This window comes from Pelagibius sp. CAU 1746 (genome assembly GCF_039839785.1).
In the GTDB taxonomy this organism is placed as follows: domain Bacteria; phylum Pseudomonadota; class Alphaproteobacteria; order Kiloniellales; family Kiloniellaceae; genus Pelagibius.
Genome location: NZ_JBDOQT010000004.1, coordinates 1 through 15,937, shown reverse-complemented (window position 1 = coordinate 15,937; position 15,937 = coordinate 1). Strand labels below are relative to the sequence as shown.

12 protein-coding genes, 1 tRNA gene and 1 pseudogene are annotated in these 15,937 nt (G+C 64.0%); all 14 read right to left on the bottom strand.

The window, feature by feature from the left end; genetic code table 11:
* The coding region (locus AAFN88_RS21920; RefSeq protein ID WP_347522937.1) for a GTP-binding protein at nt 1–123 on the bottom strand (123 nt) is incomplete at its 3' end.
* 61 nt (nt 124–184) lie between these two features.
* Nucleotides 185–2,260, bottom strand: a complete 2,076-nt coding sequence (gene fusA, locus AAFN88_RS21915) for an elongation factor G (protein ID WP_347522935.1) — start codon at nt 2,258–2,260, stop codon at nt 185–187.
* A gap of 20 nt (nt 2,261–2,280) precedes the next feature.
* Nucleotides 2,281–2,751, bottom strand: a complete 471-nt coding sequence (gene rpsG, locus AAFN88_RS21910; RefSeq protein WP_347522933.1) for a 30S ribosomal protein S7 — start codon at nt 2,749–2,751, stop codon at nt 2,281–2,283.
* A 17-nt stretch (nt 2,752–2,768) separates the two neighbouring features.
* Nucleotides 2,769–3,140, bottom strand: a complete 372-nt coding sequence (gene rpsL / locus AAFN88_RS21905; RefSeq protein ID WP_193368124.1) for a 30S ribosomal protein S12 — start codon at nt 3,138–3,140, stop codon at nt 2,769–2,771.
* 327 nt (nt 3,141–3,467) lie between these two features.
* Complete coding sequence (rpoC, locus tag AAFN88_RS21900) at nt 3,468–7,646, bottom strand: DNA-directed RNA polymerase subunit beta' (RefSeq protein ID WP_347522931.1); 4,179 nt, start codon at nt 7,644–7,646, stop codon at nt 3,468–3,470.
* Between the two features lie 60 nt (nt 7,647–7,706).
* Entirely contained in the window at nt 7,707–11,873 is a 4,167-nt protein-coding gene (rpoB, locus tag AAFN88_RS21895) for a DNA-directed RNA polymerase subunit beta (RefSeq protein ID WP_347522929.1), read from the bottom strand.
* A gap of 303 nt (nt 11,874–12,176) precedes the next feature.
* A complete protein-coding gene (rplL, locus tag AAFN88_RS21890; protein ID WP_347522927.1) occupies nt 12,177–12,557 on the bottom strand; it encodes a 50S ribosomal protein L7/L12 in 381 nt (126 codons plus the stop codon).
* Nucleotides 12,558–12,600: 43 nt separating this feature from the next.
* A complete protein-coding gene (gene rplJ / locus AAFN88_RS21885; RefSeq protein ID WP_347522925.1) occupies nt 12,601–13,119 on the bottom strand; it encodes a 50S ribosomal protein L10 in 519 nt (172 codons plus the stop codon).
* A gap of 324 nt (nt 13,120–13,443) precedes the next feature.
* Nucleotides 13,444–14,139, bottom strand: coding sequence for a 50S ribosomal protein L1 (gene rplA, locus AAFN88_RS21880; RefSeq protein ID WP_347522924.1), 696 nt, complete (start codon nt 14,137–14,139; stop codon nt 13,444–13,446).
* Between the two features lie 4 nt (nt 14,140–14,143).
* Nucleotides 14,144–14,572: a 50S ribosomal protein L11 gene (gene rplK / locus AAFN88_RS21875; RefSeq protein ID WP_347522922.1), complete on the bottom strand. Its 429-nt coding sequence runs from the start codon at nt 14,570–14,572 to the stop codon at nt 14,144–14,146.
* A 108-nt stretch (nt 14,573–14,680) separates the two neighbouring features.
* Nucleotides 14,681–15,208 carry a transcription termination/antitermination protein NusG gene (nusG, locus tag AAFN88_RS21870; protein ID WP_347522921.1) on the bottom strand — a complete coding sequence of 176 codons (528 nt, stop codon included), beginning with the start codon at nt 15,206–15,208 and terminating at the stop codon, nt 14,681–14,683.
* 4 nt (nt 15,209–15,212) lie between these two features.
* Nucleotides 15,213–15,410 (bottom strand): preprotein translocase subunit SecE, encoded by a 198-nt coding sequence (gene secE / locus AAFN88_RS21865; protein ID WP_347522920.1) that lies wholly within the window; start codon nt 15,408–15,410, stop codon nt 15,213–15,215.
* A 149-nt stretch (nt 15,411–15,559) separates the two neighbouring features.
* Nucleotides 15,560–15,635: transfer RNA gene (locus tag AAFN88_RS21860), tRNA-Trp, on the bottom strand.
* Nucleotides 15,636–15,714: 79 nt separating this feature from the next.
* Nucleotides 15,715–15,937: pseudogene (gene tuf / locus AAFN88_RS21855) on the bottom strand (elongation factor Tu); the annotation flags it as partial.

The window sequence follows — 15,937 nt, the reverse complement described above, 5'->3', positions numbered from 1 at the left end:
TCCGCCCGACTCCGCCAAGACCTTCGTAATCGCCGCCGTCAGCGTCGTCTTACCGTGGTCGACGTGCCCAATCGTCCCAATGTTGCAGTGCGGCTTCGTCCGCTCAAACTTTTCCTTGGCCATCGGTCCTACTTCTCCGTAACTCGGCTTTGTCTGCTCGTCTTGGCTGTTCTCAGGCCCAACTTCAGGCCAACTTGGAAACCACTTCGTCGGCCACCGCCTGCGGCACCTTCTCGTAGTGGTCAAAGGTCATGGTGTACTGGGCGCGGCCCTGGCTCATGGAGCGCAGGTTGTTCACGTAGCCGAACATGTTGGCCAGCGGCACCATGGCGTTGATCACCTGGGCGTTGCCGCGGCTGTCCATGCCCTGCACCATACCGCGCCGGCTGTTCAGATCGCCGATGATGTCGCCCATGTACTCTTCAGGCGTCACCACTTCGACTTTCATCATCGGCTCCAGCAGCACCGGGCCCGACTTCGGCACGCCCTCGCGGAAGGCCGCGCGCGACGCGATCTCGAAGGCCAGGACGCTGGAGTCGACATCGTGGCTCGCGCCGTCGGTCAGCGTCGCCTTGAAATCGATCATCGGGAAACCGGCCAGAACGCCCGTCTCCAAGGCGGAGTTGAGGCCCTTCTCGACGCCCGGAATGAACTCGCGGGGCACCGCGCCGCCGGTGATGGCGTTTTCGAAGACGAAACCCTCGCCCGGCTCCAGCGGCTCGAAGACCAGCTTGATGCGGGCGAACTGACCGGAACCGCCGGTCTGCTTCTTATGGGTGTAGTCGATCTCCGACCGGCGCGTGATGGTCTCGCGGTAGGCGACCTGCGGGGCACCCACGTTGGCGTCGACCTTGAACTCTCGGCGCATGCGGTCGACGATGATGTCGAGGTGCAGTTCGCCCATGCCCTTGATGACGGTCTGGCCGCTCTCGGAATCGGTCGACACGCGGAAGGACGGATCCTCCTGGGCCAAGCGACTGAGCGCCACGCCCATCTTCTCCTGGTCGCTCTTGGTCTTCGGCTCGACCGCCACCTCGATGACGGGATCGGGGAATTCCATACGCTCCAGGATGATCGGCTTCTGCGCGTCGCACAGCGTCTCGCCGGTGGTCGTGCTCTTGAGGCCCGCGATGGCGACGATGTCGCCGGCATGAGCCTCCTTGATGTCCTCACGGTGATTGGAGTGCATCTGCAGCATGCGGCCGACGCGCTCGCGCTGCCCCTTCACCGAGTTCAGGATCTGGGTGCCCGTGGTGATCACGCCCGAGTAGACGCGCACGAAAGTCAACGACCCGACGAAGGGGTCGGTCATGATCTTGAAGGCCAGCGCCGCGGTCGGCGCATCGTCGCTAGACGGACGGGTGTCGACCTCTTCGGAGTCCGGCTTTACGCCCTTGACGTCCGGGACTTCCACCGGCGAAGGCAGAAAGTCAACCACCGCATCCAGCAGCGGCTGCACGCCCTTGTTCTTGAAGGCCGTGCCGTTCAGCACCGGCACGAAGGCCAGGCTGCAGGTTCCCTTGCGGATGCACTTCTTCAACGTCTCCTCGTCGGGCTCGTTGCCCTCGAGGTAGGCCTCCATGGCGGCGTCGTCCTGTTCGACAGCCAGCTCGATCAGCTTTTCCCGGTATTCGGCGGCCTTGTCGGCCAAATCCGCCGGAATATCCTGGATCTCGAACTGAGCTCCGAGGGACTCGTCCAGCCAGACGATGGCCTTCATCGAAATCAGATCGACGACACCCTTGAAGTCGGCCTCCCCGCCCACCGGAAGCTGCAACACCAGCGGTTGCGCGCCCAGGCGATCGACGATCATGTCGACACAGCGATAGAAGTCGGAGCCGGTACGGTCCATCTTGTTGACGAAGCAGATGCGCGGCACCTTGTACTTGTCGGCCTGACGCCAAACCGTTTCCGACTGCGGCTCGACACCAGCGACGGAGTCGAACACCGCCACGGCACCGTCCAGCACGCGCAGTGAGCGCTCCACCTCGATGGTGAAGTCGACGTGACCCGGGGTGTCGATGATGTTGACGCGGTGATCCTTCCAGAAGCAGGTGGTCGCCGCGGAGGTGATGGTAATCCCGCGCTCCTGCTCCTGCTCCATCCAGTCCATGGTGGCGTTGCCGTCATGAACCTCACCGATCTTATGGGAGACACCGGTGTAATAGAGGATTCGCTCCGTGGTCGTGGTCTTACCGGCATCGATGTGAGCCATGATGCCGATGTTACGGTAGCGGTCGAGGGGGGTCGTACGTGCCATGACGGTCTACTCTTCGTGGGTTACCAGCGGTAGTGCGAGAAGGCCTTGTTGGCCTCCGCCATACGGTGGGTGTCTTCCCGCTTCTTGACTGCCGAACCCCTGTTATTCGATGCATCCATCAGTTCGCCGGCCAGGCGCTCGGTCATCGTCAGTTCCGAGCGGGCGCGGGAGGCGTTGATCAGCCAGCGGATGGCGAGAGCCTGACCGCGGTCGTGACGCACCTCGACCGGCACCTGATAGGTGGCGCCACCGACGCGGCGGGAGCGCACCTCGATTTCCGGCTTCACGTTGTCCAGGGCCTCGTGGAACACACGGACCGGATCCTGGCTGCCGCGCTCCTGAACACGATCGAGCGCGCCATAGACGATGCCTTCGGCGACGGACTTCTTGCCGTCGAACATAAGGCAATTCATGAACTTGCTGAGAACGATGTCGCCAAATTTCGGATCGGGAAGAACTTCCCTTTTTTCGGCGCGATGACGGCGGGACATGCCTCTTCTCTCCTACCTTACTTGGGCCGCTTGGCGCCGTATTTCGAACGGCGCTGACGGCGGTCCTTCACGCCCTGGGTATCCAGCGTACCACGGATGATGTGGTAGCGAACGCCAGGCAGGTCCTTCACACGGCCGCCACGGATCATGACCACCGAGTGTTCCTGAAGGTTGTGACCCTCGCCGGGAATGTAGCTGGTGACCTCGAAGCCGTTGGTCAGGCGCACGCGCGCGACCTTACGAAGAGCCGAGTTCGGCTTCTTCGGCGTCGTCGTGTAGACGCGGGTGCAGACACCACGCTTCTGCGGGCAGGCCTCGAGGGCCGGCACTTTGTTGCGCGCAACCTCAGGTTTGCGCGGCTTACGGATCAACTGGTTGATCGTTGGCATTAGCTTTCCTATGCGCCCGGTTTTCGAGACAAAGCACCGCAAAGGCCGAAGGTTCGGCCCTGCGGATGCGAAAACGCCGTCGAAAACAGCTTGCCTAAAATTTCATTACCGTAATCGCCAGGGGCTGCGTCTAGACCGCAACGGGCCTACCACCAGCCCCCCGAAAGGTTGGCGCAATATATTGATGCGCCTATGCTCCGTCAAGCACGTTAAACCCAGGAAACCTTACTTTATCGGAGGTTTCCAAGGCTGCGCCGCAATAGGGGTAATTGGCAATTTAATTCCCCTACCGCGGCGCAATTTGAAACAAACTTAGCTACGAAACGGTCAGGCGACCGAGGTCTCCTCCTCGGAAACCTCCGACTCCGCCCCGCTGGCCAGGGCCGCCTGCTCGCGCTCCTCGATCAGCTCGCGGTCGCGCGCGGCGGCGATTCGCTTGAGGCGGTTCATGACCGAGCCGGTGCCCGCCGGGATCAGGCGGCCGACGATGACGTTCTCCTTGAGACCGATCAGGCGGTCCTCCTTGCCGTGCGTCGCCGCCTCCGTCAGCACCCGGGTGGTCTCCTGGAAGGAGGCCGCCGAGATGAAGGAACGGGTCTGCAGGCTGGCCTTGGTAATGCCCTGGAGGACCGGGCTGCCGGAGGCCGCCTTGCCGCCCTCGGCGATCACCTTGTCGTTGACCGCATCGAATTCGTCACGGTCGACCTGCTCGCCGACCAGCAAGGTCGTATCGCCCCCGTCGTGAATCTCGACCTTCTGCAGCATCTGGCGGACGATGACCTCGATGTGCTTGTCGTTGATCTTCACGCCCTGCAGGCGATAGACGCTCTGGATTTCGTCGATCAGGTAGTCCGCCAGGGCCTCGACGCCGAGAACCTCAAGGATGTCGTGCGGTACTGGATTACCGTCAAGCAGCATGTCGCCGACCTGGACGAAATCGCCCTCCTGCACCGAGATATGCTTGCCCTTGGGGATCAGGTACTCGCGCGGCTCGGCATCCTCGCCTTCCGGCACCACGACGATACGGCGCTTGGTCTTGTAATCCTTGCCGAACTCGACCCGGCCCTCGATCTCGCTGATGATGGCGTAGTCTTTCGGCTTGCGGGCCTCGAAGAGCTCGGCCACCCGCGGCAGACCGCCGGTAATGTCGCGCGTCTTGGAGGATTCCCGCGGGATACGAGCCAGCACATCGCCCGCCCGCACATGGGCGCCATTGTCGACCGAGAGGATGGCGTCGACCGACATGAAGTAGCGTGCCTCCATACCGTTGGCCAGCGTCACCACCTCGCCCTTCTCGTCGCGCAGGGTGACGCGCGGCTTCAGGTCGTTGCCCCGCGGCTGCTGCTTCCAGTCGATAACCACGCGGTTGGAAATGCCGGTGGTCTCGTCCATGACCTCGCGCATCGAGGTGCCCTCGATGAGGTCGACGTAGTTCGCCGTTCCCTCGCGCTCGGTGATGATCGGGATGGTATAGGGGTCCCACTCGGCCAGCTTGTCGCCGACCTTGACCTCTTTCCCGTCGTCGACCAGCAGCTTGGCGCCGTAAGGCACGCGATAGCGGGCCCGTTCGCGCGACTTCTCGTCCAGCAGGACCACCTCGAGGTTGCGGCCCATGACGACGGGGATACCGTCGGAGTTCATGACCACGTTGCGGTTGGCGATCTTGATGGTCGCCTCGGAACCGGCCTCGACCGAAGACTGCTCCGCGCCACGCTGGGCGGCGCCGCCGATGTGGAAGGTCCGCATGGTCAGCTGAGTGCCCGGCTCGCCGATCGACTGGGCCGCGATCACGCCGACCGCCTCGCCCACGTTGACCTTGGTACCGCGCGCCAGGTCACGGCCATAGCAGGCGCCGCACATGCCGCCCACCGATTCGCACATCAGCGCCGAACGGATGAAGATGGTGTCGATACCGGCCCGCTCGATCTGGTCGATCTTGTCTTCCTCGACCAGCTCGCCGCGCTTCAGGATGACGTCGCCCGTCAAGGGATCGACGATGTCTTCCTGGGCGGTGCGGCCCAGGATGCGCTCGCCGAGGGAGGCGATGACCTCGCCGCCGTCGACCACCGCGGAGACACTCAGACCCTTCTCGGTGCCGCAGTCCTCCTCGATGATGATGGCGTCCTGCGCGACGTCGACCAGACGCCGGGTCAGGTAACCCGAGTTCGCCGTCTTCAGGGCGGTGTCGGCCAGACCCTTGCGGGCGCCGTGGGTGGAGTTGAAGTACTCCAGAACGGTGAGGCCTTCCTTGAAGTTCGAGATGATCGGCGTCTCGATGATCTCGCCCGACGGCTTGGCCATGAGGCCGCGCATGCCGGCAAGCTGCTTGATCTGGGCCGCCGAACCACGGGCACCGGAGTCGGCCATCATGTAGACGGCATTGACGTTCCGCCCGGCGGTGCCGGAGATGACCTTCATCATCTCGTCGGCCACCCGGTCGGTGCACTGCGACCAGACGTCGACCACCTTGTTGTACTTCTCGCCCTGAGTGATCAGGCCGTCGAGGTACTGCTGCTCGAACTCCTTCACCTTGGCCTGCGCCTCTTCCACCAGACCCTGCTTGGCGTCGGGGATCATGAGGTCGTCCTTGCCGAAGGAGATACCCGCCTTGCAGGCATAGCCGAAGCCCAAGGACATGATCCGGTCGCAGAAGATGACCGTGTCCTTCTGACCGCAGTGGCGGTAGACGATATCGATCAGCTCGGTGATTTCCTTCTTGGTCAGCACCTTGTTGAGCAGGCTGAAAGGCACGTTGGGGTGACGCGGCAGCACCTCGGACAGCTTCATGCGTCCCGGGGTGGTGTCGACGATCACGGTGATCGGGTTGCCCTCGGAATCCACCGTGTGATAGCGCGCCTTGACCTTGGCCTGCAGGCTCACGGCGCCGGCGGCCAGGGCGTGTTCGATCTCGCCCATGTCGCCGAACATCATGCCCTCGCCCGGCTCGCCCTCGGCTTCCATCGACAGATAGTAGATGCCGAGAACGATGTCCTGGGACGGCACGATGATCGGCTTGCCGTTCGCCGGCGACAGGATGTTGTTCGTCGACATCATGAGGACGCGGGCTTCCAACTGCGCCTCCAGCGACAGCGGCACGTGAACCGCCATCTGGTCGCCGTCGAAGTCGGCATTGAAGGCGGTGCAGACCAGCGGGTGAAGCTGAATCGCCTTACCCTCGATCAGCACCGGCTCGAAGGCCTGGATGCCGAGGCGGTGCAGCGTCGGCGCGCGGTTCAGCAACACCGGATGCTCGCGGATGACCTCTTCCAGGATATCCCAGACCTCGGGCCGCTCCTTCTCCACCATGCGCTTAGCCGCCTTGATGGTGGAGGCCATGTTGTAGAGCTCGAGCTTCGAGTAGATGAAGGGCTTGAACAGCTCCAGCGCCATCTTCTTGGGCAGGCCACACTGATGCAGCTTCAGCTCCGGGCCCACCACGATGACCGAGCGGCCGGAATAGTCGACGCGCTTGCCGAGCAGGTTCTGGCGGAAGCGGCCCTGCTTGCCCTTCAGCATGTCGGACAGCGACTTGAGGGGCCGCTTGTTGGCGCCGGTGATGACGCGGCCGCGGCGGCCGTTGTCGAAGAGGGCGTCGACGGCCTCCTGCAGCATACGCTTTTCGTTGCGCACGATGATGTCCGGCGCGCGCAGCTCGATAAGGCGCTTCAGGCGGTTGTTGCGGTTGATGACCCGGCGGTAGAGATCGTTGAGGTCCGAGGTCGCGAAACGACCGCCATCAAGGGGAACAAGAGGCCGCAGTTCGGGCGGGATCACCGGCACGACGTCCAGGATCATCCACTCCGGACGGGCGCCGGACTCGAGGAAGGCCTCAATCAGCTTCAGGCGCTTGACCAGCTTCTTGCGCTTGGCCTCGGAGCCGGTCTCGCGCAGTTCCTCGCGCACATCGACGCGCTCTTCCTCCAGCTCCAGGGAGGAGAGCATCTTCTTCATCGCCTCGGCGCCGATCATCGCCTCGAAGGCGTCCTCGCCGTACTCTTCCTGCGCGGTGAGGAACTCCTCCTCGCTCATGAGCTGGTGCATCTTCAGCGGCGTCAGGCCGGGCTCGACCACCACGAAGTACTCGAAGTAGAGCACCCGCTCCAGATCCTTCAGGGTCATGTCGAGCAGCAGGCCGATGCGGCTCGGCAGCGACTTCAGGAACCAGATGTGCGCCACCGGGCTGGCCAGCTCGATATGCCCCATGCGCTCGCGGCGCACCTTGGAGAGCGTAACCTCGACGCCGCACTTCTCGCAGATGATGCCGCGATACTTCATGCGCTTGTACTTGCCGCAGAGGCACTCGTAGTCCTTGATCGGACCGAAGATGCGCGCGCAGAACAGACCGTCGCGCTCCGGCTTGAAGGTACGATAGTTGATGGTCTCCGGCTTCTTGATCTCGCCGTAGGACCAGGACCGGATACGCTCAGGGCTGGCGATCGAAATGCGGATCTGATCGAAGCTCTGAGGGCCGGTCGGCTGGCCGAAAATGTTCATCAACTCTGACATCGGTTTCTCCCGATTAGGTATTTGGTTGAGCAGAAGTCGTTAGCAGCGGGACCCGCGCGGCTACGACGACTGCTTCAAGTCCACATTGAGGCCCAGCGAGCGCAGTTCTTTCACCAGCACGTTGAAGGACTCCGGGATGCCGGCCTCGAAATTGTCGTCACCCTTGACGATGGCCTCATAGACCTTGGTGCGGCCCGAGACGTCGTCCGACTTCACCGTCAGCATCTCCTGCAGAGTGTAGGCGGCGCCGTAAGCCTCAAGCGCCCAGACCTCCATCTCGCCGAAGCGCTGGCCGCCGAACTGGGCCTTGCCGCCCAGGGGCTGCTGGGTGACCAGGCTGTAGGGGCCGATCGAACGGGCGTGGATCTTGTCGTCGACCAGGTGGTGCAGCTTCAGCATATAGATGTAGCCGACCGTCACCTGGCGGTCGAAGACCTCGCCGGTACGTCCATCGGTGAGGGTGACCTGACCGGAGCGATTGAGCCCGGCCTGCTCCAGCATGTCGGAGATGTCCTCCTCGCGCGCGCCGTCGAAGACCGGCGTGGCGATGGGCAGGCCGCGGCGCAGGTTGCCGCTCAGTTCCTTGATGGCCTCCTCGTCCATATCGGCGATGTCTTCCTTGAAGATCTTATCGCCGTAGACCTCCTTAAGCTGCTTCTTCAGCGGCTCCACCTTGCCGCCGCGCTCGTACTCGTCCAGCAACTGGCCGACCTGCTGGCCCAGGCCCGCACAGGCCCAGCCCAGATGGGTTTCCAGAATCTGCCCGACGTTCATGCGGCTGGGAACGCCCAGCGGGTTCAGCACGATGTCGACGGAGACGCCGTCCTCGGTGTAGGGCATGTCCTCGACCGGCACGATCTTGGAGATGACGCCCTTGTTGCCGTGGCGGCCGGCCATCTTGTCGCCGGGCTGCAGCTTGCGCTTCACCGCGACGAAGACCTTGGCCATCTTCATGACGCCCGGCGGCAGTTCGTCGCCGCGCTGCAGCTTGTCGACCTTGTTCTCGAAGCGCTTGTTCAACTCGTCGATGGATTCCTCGAACTGCTTGTTCAAGGCTTCCAGGTCGAGCTGGCGCTTGTCGGCTTTGATCGCGATCTGGCGCCACTGGCCCGGGGTGAAGTCGCTCAGCACCTTCTCGGTGATCTTGGTGCCGGACTTCAGGCCCTTGGGGCCGGAAACCGCGGTCTGGTTCATCACCAGATCCTTGAGGCGGCCGTAGTAGCTGCGCTCCAGGATCATCCGCTCGTCGTCGCGGTCCTTGGCCAGGCGTTCGATCTCGGCACGCTCGATGGCCAGGGCGCGTTCGTCCTTGTCGACGCCGCGGCGCGAGAAGACACGCACGTCGACGACGGTACCGGTGACGCCCGGCGGCACGCGCAGCGAGGTGTCGCGCACGTCCGAGGCCTTCTCACCGAAGATCGCCCGCAGCAGCTTCTCTTCCGGGGTCATGGGGGACTCGCCCTTCGGCGTCACCTTGCCGACCAGGATGTCGCCCGGATTGACCTCGGCGCCGATGTAGACCATGCCCGCCTCGTCGAGGTTGCGCAGCGCGTCCTCGCCGACGTTGGGGATGTCGCGGGTGATTTCCTCCTGGCCCAGCTTGGTGTCGCGGGCCATGACCTCGAACTCCTCGATGTGGATCGAGGTGAAGACGTCATCGCGCACGATGCGCTCGGAGATCAGGATCGAGTCCTCGAAGTTGTAGCCCTGCCACGGCATGAAGGCGACCAGCACGTTGCGGCCGAGCGCCAGCTCGCCCAGGTTGGTCGAGGGGCCGTCGGCGACGATGTCGCCGGCCGCCACTACGTCGCCGACCTTCACCAGCGGACGCTGGTTGATGCAGGTGTTCTGGTTCGAGCGCTGGAACTTCAGCAGGTTGTAGATGTCCACCGCCTGCTCGCCGTGGGACGTCTCTTCCGTCACGCGGATCACGATGCGGGTGGCGTCGACCTGGTCGACCACGCCGGCACGGCGCGCGCCGATGGCGACGCCCGAATCGCGCGCCACGGTACCCTCCATGCCGGTGCCGACCAGCGGCGCCTCGGACTGCAGCAGCGGCACCGCCTGGCGCTGCATGTTGGAGCCCATCAGCGCGCGGTTGGCGTCGTCGTTCTCAAGGAACGGGATCAGCGCTGCGGCGACGGAGACCAACTGCTTCGGCGAAACGTCGATGTAATCGATAGCGTCCTTCATCGCCATGATGTACTCGCCGCCCTGGCGGCAGGAGATCAGGTCGTCGACGAACTTGCCGTTCTTATCGAGCTCGGCGTTGGCCTGCGCGATGGTGTAGCGGCCTTCCTCCATGGCGGAGAGGTAGCGCACCTCGTCGGTGACCTTGGCGTTCTCGACCTTGCGGTAGGGGCTTTCGATGAAGCCGTACTGGTTCACCCGGGCGTAGGTCGCCAGGGAGTTGATGAGGCCGATGTTCGGACCTTCCGGCGTCTCGATCGGGCAGATGCGGCCGTAGTGCGTCGGGTGCACGTCGCGCACCTCGAAGCCCGCGCGCTCGCGGGTCAGGCCGCCCGGGCCCAGCGCCGAGAGGCGGCGCTTGTGGGTGATCTCCGACAGCGGGTTGGTCTGGTCCATGAACTGCGAGAGCTGCGAGGAGCCGAAGAACTCCCGCACCGCCGCGGCCGCCGGCTTGGCGTTGATCAGGTCGTGCGGCATGACCGAGTCGATCTCGACCGAGGACATGCGCTCCTTAATCGCGCGCTCCATGCGCAGCAGGCCCAGGCGATACTGGTTCTCCATCAGCTCGCCGACCGAACGCACCCGGCGGTTGCCCAGGTGGTCGATGTCGTCGATCTCGCCGCGGCCGTCCTTCAGGTCCACCAGGATCTTCAGGATTGCCAGCATGTCTTCCTTGCGCAGGGTGCGCAGCTGGTCATCGGTCTCAAAGCCGAGGCGCGCGTTCATCTTCACGCGGCCCACCGCGGAGAGGTCATAGCGCTCGGAATCGAAGAACAGGCCGTTGAACATGGCCTCGGCCGTCTCCAGGGTCGGCGGCTCGCCCGGGCGCATGACGCGGTAGATGTCGATCAGCGCCTCTTCGCGCGAGGTATTCTTGTCCACCGCCAGGGTGTTGCGGATGTAGGCGCCGACGTTCACGTGGTCGATGGCGAGGACGGAGATCTGCTTGATGCCGGCCTCGGTCAGGGTTTCCAGCAGCTCTTCGGTCAGCTCGTTGCCGGCCTCGCAGATGACCTCGCCCGTTTCCTCGTTGATGAAGTCCGTCGAGATGTAGCTGCCGACCAACTGCTCGTTGGTGACGAAAACGTCCTTCAGGCCGCCTTCGACAAGCTTCTTGGCCAGCCGCGGCGTGATCTTCGCGCCGGCCTCGGCCACCGCCTCGCCGCTCTTGGCATCCACCAGATCCTGGACCAGCTTGACGCCGCGCATACGCTCCTGGTCGAAGGGCGTGCTCCAGCCGTTGCCCGAGCGCTTGTAGGCGACGTGGTCGTAGAAGAAGCCGAGCACGTCTTCCGGCGACATGCCCTGGGCCTCGTGGGGTTCCAGAGCCTTGCCGTCCTTGGAACGCTCCGCACGCAGCTTCTCCGTCTCGTCCGAATCGAGCGCCAGCAGCAGGGTCGTCGCCGGCAGCTTGCGGCGCCGGTCGATGCGCACGTAGACGAGATCCTTGGCATCGAACTCGAAGTCCAGCCAGGAGCCGCGGTAGGGAATGACCCGGGCGGCGAAGAGGTACTTGCCCGAGGAATGGGTCTTGCCGCGATCATGATCGAAGAAAACGCCCGGGCTGCGGTGCATCTGGGAAACGATGACGCGCTCGGTGCCGTTGATGACGAAGGTGCCGTGACGGGTCATCAGCGGCATATCGCCCATGTAGACGTCCTGCTCCTTGATGTCGCGAATCGAGCGCGAGCCGGTGTCCTCGTCGACATCCCAGACGACCAGGCGCAGGGTCACCTTCAAGGGCGCGGCGAAGGTCATGCCGCGCTGCTGGCACTCCTCGACGTCGTACTTCGGCTCTTCCAGTTCGTAGCGTACGAACTGCAGTTCCGCCCGCTCGGAGAAATCGCGGATCGGGAAGACTCCGGTGAAGACTTCCTGCAGGCCCGTATTGCTCCGCTCCGCGATCGGCGTGCCCAGCTGAAGAAACTGGTCGTAGGAGGTTTTCTGGACCTCGATCAGATTGGGCATTTGGGCCACTTCGGAGATCTTGCCGAAGCTCTTGCGGATGCGCTTGCGAGCAGTCAGGGAATTCGCCATGTTTCGTCGTGTCCTCGTTCACGTCGCTGGGCCGAACGCTTCGGCCATGAGCCCTCTCGCCCCTCGGGGCCGGCCGGCATTCGTCCTTTGAACCGGACCCCCAGCTTTGGCCCGGTACGGAGATCATCGTTCAGCGGCCCGATCTCCTGAGCCGTAAGTCGTCCACCGGAGACGCCGGCGCCCGCCCCTTACTAGAAGGCCGGAACGCCCGCATCCGATGTTACAGACGCAGATAGCCGGCGCGGCGCGCCCCCAAAGCGGGGGCCGCCGGCCGGTACCGAACTGCGCTTGCAGACGGTCAAACTACTTGAGCTCGACCGTCGCACCAGCCTCTTCGAGCTTTTTCTTGAGCTCTTCGGCTTCGTCCTTGCTGGCGCCTTCCTTGACAGGCTTCGGCGCACCTTCGACCAGATCCTTCGCCTCCTTGAGGCCCAGGCCGGTGATGGCGCGAACCTCTTTGATGACGTTGATCTTCTTGTCGCCGGCCGAGGCCAGGATGACGTCGAACTCGGTCTGCTCGGCGGCGGCAGCGCCACCATCGGCGGCACCGCCGGCAACGGCGGCAACGGCGACCGGAGCCGCCGCGGAGACACCCCAGGTGTCTTCCAGCTTCTTGGCCAGCTCGGCAGCTTCGATCACGGTGAGCTTGGACAGCTCATCAACCAATTTATCCAGATCAGCCATTTCTTACTTTCTCCTAGGCTTGAACTCTCGTCCTTGACGAGGCTTACGCGGCCTCTCCCTGAGAGCCAAAGGCACTGAAAACACGGGCCAGCTGAGATGCCGGCGCCTGCACCACGCCCGCCACCTTGGTGGCCGGGGCCTGCAGAACACCGATCAGCTTGCCACGCAGTGCGTCGAGCGACGGCAGGCTCGCCAAGGCCTTGATCGCGTCCGGATCAAGCTTGGTTTCGCCCATAGCGCCACCGACGATGGTCAGCTTCTCGTTCGCCTTGGCGAACTCGACAGCGACCTTGGCAGCCGCCACCGGGTCTTCCGAGACGGCAATCGCCGTCGGCCCGGTGAACAACTCCTTCAGCGCCTCGTACTTGGTACCCTCGAGGGCAAGACGCGTGAGCCGATTCTTCGTCACCTTGTAGCTGGCACCCGCCGCCAGCATCTTGCGCCGCAGATCCGAAGCCTCGGTCACCGTCATACCCGACTGCTGGGTGACGACGACGAGGTTCGTCTCCGAGAACGTTTGATGCAGACTGGCGACCAGCTCTTCTTTTTGAGATCGGTCCACGAGTCACTTCCGCTCTAGTTGGCCGGTCCGCTATCCAGGCAACTCTTCCCTGGGACGAACCGTCCGGTTTCAACGAGGACCACCGGTAAACGACCCGGTGGTCCGGCTCGCCTGTCCCGGAAGTTCAAGCCTCACGACCCCGGATCGACCGGGGCCTTGAAACCCTTTGCTCCCGTCTATGCAGGCCCTCTGTGGCTTAAACCGGCACCCAAAGGTGCCGGCACCTGCAGTCTCGGACAGGTCGGGCGGCAACTTGCCACCCTACCCCGGCCGCTCCCCGGCAAGGAGAACGGCCGGAAATCCTCTTTCCGGCGCTCCGGGCCCTCAGGCCTGGATGCTGCCCAGATCCACGCGCACGCCCGGCCCCATGGTGGAGGACAGCGCCACGCGCTTGATGTAAGTGCCCTTGGCGCCGCTCGGCTTGGCGCGCGAGATGGCGTCGACAAAGGCCTTGATGTTCTCGACCAGCGCGTCGTCGCCGAAGCTCGCCTTGCCGACGCCGGCATGGACGATGCCCGCCTTCTCGACGCGGAACTCCACTTGGCCGCCCTTGACCGCCTGAATGGCCGCGGCCACGTCGGCGGTCACGGTGCCCAGCTTCGGGTTCGGCATCAGGCCGCGCGGGCCCAGCACCTTACCGAGGCGGCCGACCACCGGCATCATGTCCGGGGTGGCGATGCAGCGGTCGAAATCGATCTCGCCGGCCTGAATCTTCTCGGCCAGGTCGTCCGCGCCGACCACGTCGGCGCCGGCCGCCTGGGCCTCCTCGGCCTTCGGGCCCTTGGCGAAAACCGCCACCCGCACCGCCTTGCCGGTGCCGTGCGGCAGCGACACCACGCCACGCACGTTCTGATCGGCGTGACGGGGATCGACGCCCAGGTTCATCGAAATCTCGACGGTCTCGTCGAACTTCGCCTTGGCGCCTTCCTTGACCTTCTTCACCGCCTCGCCCAGCTCGTAGAGGGCCTTGCGGTCGATACCTTCATAGGCGGCCTTGAGCCGCTTTCCTTGCGCTGCCATGGCCCTACTCCGTCACCTCGATGCCCATCGAGCGCGCCGAGCCCATGATGATCTTGGCGGCGGCGTCGATATCGTTGGCGTTCAGGTCCTGCATCTTCGCCTCGGCGATCTCGCGGACCTGCGCCATGCTGACCTTGCCGACCTTGTCCCGGTTCGGCACCTTGGAGCCCTTGGCCACCTTGGCCGCCTTGCGCAGATACCAGCTCGCCGGCGGGGTCTTGGTCTCGAAGGAGAATGAGCGGTCCGAGAACGCGGTGATGATCACCGGGGTCGGAGTGCCCTGCTCCAGGTTCTGGGTAGCCGCATTGAAGGCCTTGCAGAATTCCATGATGTTGAGGCCGCGCGCACCAAGCGCAGGTCCCACCGGCGGCGAGGGGTTCGCCTGACCGGCCGGGATCTCCAGCTTGATGTAGCCTTCGATCTTCTTTGCCACTTTACTATCCCTTTCTTCTCTCTAGGGTTTGCGGTTCGGCCCCACCAGTGGACTTCTGGGCGGCGGCCTCCCGCAGTGCCGGCCCCGAAGGCCCGGCAATAAAACTCACTACAGCTTCTCGACCTGCGAGTACTCCAGTTCGACCGGTGTCGAACGCCCGAAGATCGACACCGCGACCTTTAGGCGGGCGCGCTCCTCGTCGACTTCCTCCACCATGCCGTTGAAGGAGGTGAAGGGGCCGTCAGCCACGCGCACCTGCTCGCCGATCTCGAAGATGATCGAGGGCTTCGGCCGCTCGACCCCTTCCTGCACCTGCTTGAGGATGCGCTCGGCCTCCTTGGCCGAGATCGGGGTCGGCTTGCGGTTGCCCAGGAAGCCCGTCACCTTCGGCGTATTCTTCACCAGGTGCCAGGACTCGTCGGTCATATCCATACGCAGCAGGACATAGCCCGGGAAGAACTTGCGCTCAGCATTGACCTTCTGGCCGCGGCGCATCTCCACCACCTCTTCCGTCGGGACCAGGATCTGGTCGAAGAGGTCTTCCATGCCCTTCTGCTGGGCCTGCTCGCGAATGCCTTCTGCGACCTTCTTCTCGAAGCCGGAGTAGACGTGCAGCACATACCAATGCATCGCCATGGCGTCAGCCTCCCAACCCGAGGATGAATTTCACGCCGGCGGACAACACCAGGTCGACGAGGAAGAAGAAGACCGCGGCCAGGACGACCATGATGAAGACCATGATCGTGGTCACCGTGGTCTCCTTGCGGGTCGGCCAGGTCACCTTCTTGACCTCGCCGATCACCTCGCGCACGTACTGGGCCGGATTGATCGTTGCCATTGGCTTGTACTGCTTCCTACTACGCCTAAACCGCGCCAGGGGCGCGGTCGCACTTGCTGCTCGGTTTGCCGCGGCGGTCCCGCGTTACTTTGGCCCGCTCTACTTGGGCCCGCACTGCTTTACTTTCCAGGTCCGAATGCCGCCTAGACTGGCAGGAGTGGAGGGACTCGAACCCCCAACCCCCGGTTTTGGAGACCGGTGCTCTGCCAGTTGAGCTACACTCCTTGACGCCTCACGGGCCACTGGCCTGCCCGCCGTCCGGACATCGCGGGGCCCCCGAGGGGCCCCGCAACACCGGCTTCTCTTACTTTTCGATACCGGCGACGACGCCAGCGCCGACGGTGCGGCCGCCTTCGCGGATGGCGAAGCGCAGGCCTTCGTCCATGGCGATCGGCGCGATCAGTTCGACGCTCATCGTCACGTTGTCGCCCGGCATCACCATCTCCGTGCCTTCCGGCAGCGTCACCACGCCCGTCACGTCCGTCGTGCGGAAGTAGAACTGCGGGCGGTAGTTGGTGAAGAACGGG